The organism is Streptomyces sp. NPDC006265, assembly GCF_040613555.1.
GTDB lineage: Bacteria > Actinomycetota > Actinomycetes > Streptomycetales > Streptomycetaceae > Streptomyces.
Map to the genome: position 1 here is coordinate 1 of NZ_JBEXSH010000737.1, position 4,628 is coordinate 4,628.

The following is a 4,628-nucleotide window of genomic DNA, read 5'->3' on the forward strand; positions in this document are numbered from 1 at the left end:
CGGCCGCCACGTTGTCCTCCAGGTAGCGGCGGGTCTTGGTACCGGGGATGACGCCCACGTGGTCGCCCTGGGCCAGCACCCACGCGATCGCCACCTGCGCCACGGTCGCCCCCAGCCCTTCGGCCACGGCCCGCACCCGGTCGACGATGGCCTGGTTGGCCTGGATGGCCTCGGGCTGGAAGCGCGGGATCCGGTGCCGCCCGTCCACCCGCGGCAGGTCCTTCGGGCTGCTGATGAGCCCGGACAGGAAGCCCCGGCCGAGTGGCGCGAACGCGATGAACGCGATGCCTTCGCGCCCGCAGTGCTCCACCACGCCGTCCGTCAGGGCGTTCCGGCTCCACAGGGACAGTTCGCTCTGCACCGAGGCGACCGGGTGGACTGCCTGCGCCCGGCCGATCTCCTCCACCGACGCCTCGGACAGGCCGAGCGCACCCAGCTTGCCCTCCTTCACCAGCTCCGCGAGTGCCCCCCAGCTCTCCTCGACCGGTACCTCGGGGTCGATGCGGTGCAGCTGGTAGAGATCCAGGTGATCCACGCCGAGCCGCTGCAGGCTCGCGTCGACGGCGGCCCGCAGGTACTCGGGCCGGCCGTCCCGGTGGCTGCGGTAGGTGGCGGGGTCGTCCACGACGAGCCCGCCCTTGGTGGCGAGCAGCACACGATCGCGGTAGCCCCGCAGCGCCTTGCCGACCAGGACTTCATTGGTGAACGGGCCGTACTGGTCGGCCGTGTCGATCAGATCGGCGCCGATGTCGACGGCATGCCGTATGACCCCGATCGACTCGCTCTCGTCCCGGCCCAGCTCGTCGTAGCCCCATGACATTCCCATGCAGCCGAGGCCGACGGCCGCGAAGCTCCGCTGTGAGCCGCCCAGTTGGATCCTGCGCATCGCCGTGCGCACCGCCTTTCCCAGTCGTCCGTGTGCCGTGTCGGTCCGTCGATTGACAGGCCTCCATCTTTACACAGAACTCTGCCATACGACATTGACAGCAGCTATGTTCAGCCCTCTAATCTATGCCAGGGTTCTTACACATGGCTGACAACGAACAGTCAGCTGACTACGAACAGACAGAGGTGATCCTCCGTGTCCACCGGCAACCCGCGGGCCACGCTCGCCGCGGCGTGCGTCGTCGGCCCGCTCATGACCCTGGTGGTGACCGGCCCGTCCGTGGCCGTCCCCGACATCGGCGCCGATCTGCACAGCTCACTCGCCGCCGCCCAGTGGGTGGTCGACGGCTACATGCTGACCGCGTCCAGCAGCCTCGCGGCCATGGGCTCGCTCGCCGACCGCGTCGGCCACCGCAGGATGTTCACCTGGGGCATGGCCTTCTTCGCCTTCTGGATGACCGTCTCGGGCCTGGCGAACAGCATCCTGCTGCTCGACGTCTCGCGCGCGATCGCCGGCTTCGGCAGCGGCGCGGCGCTCGCCTCCATCACCGCGATCCTGGCGCAGTCCTTCGACGGCGCCGCCCGCGCGAAGGCGTTCGGCCTCTTCGGCACGTTCCTCGGAGCCGGCCTGGCCTTCGGACCGATGTTCGGCGGTGTGCTGGTCAACCTGTGGGGCTGGCGTTCGGTCTTCCTCGTCCTGGCCGCGGTCTCCGCGCTGGTCCTGTTGAGCACTCCGCTGCTGCCCCGCCCGGAACCCAACCGCGGGCCCCGCTTCGACTGGACCGGCACGTTCGCCTTCGGCTTCGGCGTCGCCCTGTTCGTCCTCGCCCTCGTGGAGGGGCCGGGCCGGGGCTGGACCGACCCGATCGTGCTCGGCTCGGCCGTCGGCTGCCTGATCCTGATGGCCGTCTTCGTGACGGTGGAACGCCGTACCGAGCACCCGATGTTCGATCTGGGCCTGTTCGCCCGGCCGCAGTTCCTGGCCGTCTGCCTGGTGCCGCTGGTGCTGGCGTTCAGCTTCGTGGCCCTCGTCATCGTGCTGCCGCCCTACCTGACCTCCACGAGCGGTCTGTCCGCCTTCCGGATCGGTCTGGTCCTGCTTCTCCTGACCGGGCCGTCCCTGGTGATGCCCGCCGTCACCGGTGTCCTCGCGCAGAAGATCTCGCAGCGCACCCTGTTCGTCGTGCTGCTGTGCTTCTCCGCCGTCGGCGCCGCATGGCTGACCATGGTCGACCCCGGCGCCTCCACGGTCGCGCTGGCCGGCCCGCTGCTCTTCCTGGGCATCGGGTACGGCATCTCCCTGGGCATCCTGGACGGCGCGGCGGTCTCGGCCGTCGAGCCGGAGCGGATGGGCATGGCCGCCGGCATGTTCAACACGGTGCGGCTCGCCTCCGATGCCGTCTCCATGGCCGGGCTGGGCACTCTCGTCACGGCCCTCACCAAGAGCGCCCTCGACAGCGGTGCCGTGTCCGCCTACCCGGGTGGTGCCGAGGCGCTGACCTCGCGCACGCTGCAGGGCGGCCTGCCCGAGGCCGCCGCGTCGCTTCCGGCCGGTGAGGTCCGGGACCGGGCCGTGACCGTGATGGCCGACGCCTACGCCAGTGGCCTGCACACCACCATGTGGATCGTCGCGGCGGCCTGTGCGGTCAGCGCGGTCGTCGTCGGCAGCCTGCTCAAGGGCGGGAAGCCGTCCGGTGACGCGCCCGCCGAGGCCCCCGGCGACGCGGCCACGGCGGCGCCCGAACCCGCCTCCGCGCACTGAGGGGCGGACATGACACAGACCGCCCTGGGGCCCATCGAGGTCCTACCTCCCTTCGTCGACCAGCAGCTGGTGGAGCGCCTCGGTATCGAGATCACCGTCTGCGGGCCCGACCTCGTGGTCGGCACCATGCCGGTGGAGGGCAACCGTCAGCCCATCGGCCTGCTGCACGGCGGGGCCAACGCGGTCCTCGCCGAGACGCTCGGGTCGCTCGCCGCCTGGGTCCACGCGGGCGCCGACCGGATCATCGTCGGCCAGGAACTGTCCTGCACCCACCACGCCACGGCCCGCTCCGGGCTGGTCACCGGTCACTGCCGGCCGCTGCATCTGGGTACGCACACCGCTACGTACGAGATCGTCATCAGCGACGAGCAGAGCCGGCGCACCTGCACCGCCCGCTTGACCTGCGCGATCCCGGCTGTCCGGCGTCGGAAGCAGCGGTGACCGCAACCGCCCGGGGCAAGGACCGGCGGCCGCCCAGGCGGAGGCAATACTCGACTAATGCTTCGTCCTCTGTCGTATGCAAGACTATTGACATGGCGAACACGACGACGGAGACGGTCGCCGCCGGCCGACTCGGGCACACGATCAAGAGGGCGGAACAGGCCCTCATCGCACGCAAGACGGAAGTGCTGCGGGAGTTCGGCCTGACGGTGCCCCAGTACTCGGTCCTGCTGCTGCTGTCGGTCTCCGACGGCATGTCCGCGGCCCAGCTGGCACGGGAGTGCATGGTGACGCCGCAGACGATGGCCACGGTGCTGACCAATCTGGAGAAGGCCGACCTGGTGTTCCGCGAACCCTCGGAACTCCATCAGAAGGTCGTGGTCAACCGGGCCACCCGGGCGGGTCGGGCCATCGCAAAGAAGGCCGACAAGGCCGCGTTGCGCGTCGAGGGCTCGCTGAGTGCCGAATTCACGCCCGAGGAGTTGGCCCACTTCGAGGAATACCTGGAGCGGGCGATCGCGCTGCTGGGCTCTCTGGACTGACCCGCCGGAGGGTATACGCCATAAGTCGAGCATGGCACGACAGGGAAACCGCGGTGATTGCGCCATTGGTGCAGCACCGCGGTTTCTCTCTTTTGCGGATGTGAGGCACGTAACAAGCACTGGTACGGCACGTAAACATTTGTTCGCAGTGCGTCTGAATTTGCGATTTCAAGCCAAAAACCTGCTATGGTTGGTGCGTCACTCGAGGTGGATGTACCAATAAGGGGGAATGGTGCAGATTCATGTCCTCGGCCCGATGACGGTTCTCGATGACGAGTCGGAACCGATCGTTTTGGCACCCAAGCCGCGACGGATTCTCGCTTTACTCGCCGTCAACGCGGATCGGGCGGTATCGGTCAATGCACTTGTGCAGGAGTTGTGGGGAAGTAGCCCGCCGCGCACCGCTACGGCAACGATCCAGACGTATATCGGTCAGGTTCGGCGAACCATTGCGGAAGCACTCAGGAAAAGCGCCACCGAAGTCGCAGAAGAAATTCTGATCACTGAGGGCAGCAGTTATGTACTGTCCACTTCCAGGGTCGCGCTCGATATCTCGGAATACGAGACGCTGGCGGAAGCCGGCAGTGCGGCCGTCCAGCGCGGTGAATTCGTGCAGGGGTCCGAACTGCTTCACCAGGCCGTCGCGCTGTGGCGCGGCCCGGCACTCGTCAACGTCGAGGCGGGTGAACTGCTCGGCGCCCGGATCGTCCACCTGGACGAATCGCTGCTGTGCACCCAGGAGCACCGGATCTACGCCGATCTCCAGCGCGGCGCGCACCACACGCTGGTGCCGGAGCTCAAGGAACTGACCGCTCGGCACCCGTTGCACGAGAACTTCCACCGGCATCTCATGCTCGCGCTGTACCGCTGCGGCCGACGGGCGGAATCGCTCGCCGTCATGCGGCGGCTGCGAGCCCGCCTGGTGGAGGAACTCGGTCTGGAGCCCTCGCCGTCGCTGAATCCGCTGGAGTTGTTGTCACCGGTGGCGATGTACAGGT

The 4,628-nt window shown here is 68.3% G+C and carries 5 protein-coding genes; 4 read left to right on the forward strand and 1 reads right to left on the reverse strand.

Annotated elements, in window-relative coordinates; genetic code table 11:
* Positions 1–886 (reverse strand): aldo/keto reductase (locus ABZ281_RS38735; protein ID WP_356662703.1); only part of this gene is annotated, 886 nt, incomplete at its 3' end.
* Between the two features lie 195 nt (positions 887–1,081).
* Here ABZ281_RS38735 and ABZ281_RS38740 point away from each other — a divergent pair.
* The 4 genes from ABZ281_RS38740 to ABZ281_RS38755 all read left to right on the forward strand — a co-directional run.
* The gene (locus ABZ281_RS38740) at positions 1,082–2,647 is read left to right on the forward strand and encodes an MFS transporter (RefSeq protein WP_356662704.1); all 1,566 of its coding nucleotides are present in this window, start codon (positions 1,082–1,084) and stop codon (positions 2,645–2,647) included.
* Positions 2,648–2,656: 9 nt separating this feature from the next.
* Entirely contained in the window at positions 2,657–3,088 is a 432-nt protein-coding gene (locus tag ABZ281_RS38745; RefSeq protein WP_356662705.1) for a hotdog fold thioesterase, read from the forward strand.
* A 92-nt stretch (positions 3,089–3,180) separates the two neighbouring features.
* Positions 3,181–3,630 (forward strand): MarR family transcriptional regulator, encoded by a 450-nt coding sequence (locus tag ABZ281_RS38750; RefSeq protein ID WP_356662706.1) that lies wholly within the window; start codon positions 3,181–3,183, stop codon positions 3,628–3,630.
* 229 nt (positions 3,631–3,859) lie between these two features.
* A partial coding sequence (locus ABZ281_RS38755) for an AfsR/SARP family transcriptional regulator (RefSeq protein WP_356662707.1) occupies positions 3,860–4,628 on the forward strand: 769 nt, incomplete at its 3' end.